This window comes from Campylobacter sp. LMG 17559, from assembly GCF_024723605.1.
Classification (GTDB): domain Bacteria; phylum Campylobacterota; class Campylobacteria; order Campylobacterales; family Campylobacteraceae; genus Campylobacter_D.
This window is the reverse complement of the sequence record NZ_JANQCZ010000056.1, coordinates 1-545: the sequence shown is the minus strand read 5'-3', so window position 1 is coordinate 545 and position 545 is coordinate 1. Positions and strand designations below refer to the sequence as shown.

The window sequence follows — 545 nt, the reverse complement described above, 5'->3', positions numbered from 1 at the left end:
AAACTAGTATTGAAGATGTAAGAACTTTAACTATTTATTCATTCCTAGATGAAGATGAGGAACTTTCAAGAAAAGCTAGTCGAATTGTTTTAAATTTAAATAACGATATTATATCCTATCTTTTATACAATGAAAGAAATATCACAAATCATAAAACTTATTTTTTATTTGATAAGGAAAGATTTAAAGTTTTTGAAGATTTTTTATTTTTTCTAAATACTCGTTTAGAAGAGGATTTTTTGCAAAATAAAATCAAAAGTCATGATTTTTCACATATTGTTTATTATACATCTTCTTTAATTGGAAACAACTGGGGATTTTCCCATATTTATATTGGAGATCTTTCTAAAAAATTCACATGTAAATTTGATAATTCTAAAACTGCAATAATTTTAAATACAATGAGAAAACTAAATAAAATTACAGATAATGTTACAAGAAGAATTCGTAAAGATTTTTTTTTAGATAATCAAGCTAAAGAGAAGCTAAAAGAAAATATTAATAAAATTTTAGAAAACTTCAACAAGAAGACATTGACAAATCTT

1 protein-coding gene is annotated in these 545 nt (G+C 22.2%); it reads left to right on the top strand.

The features are described from left to right. The coding region (locus CAMP5082_RS08285; RefSeq protein ID WP_337206439.1) for a hypothetical protein at positions 1–545 on the top strand (545 nt) is incomplete at both ends.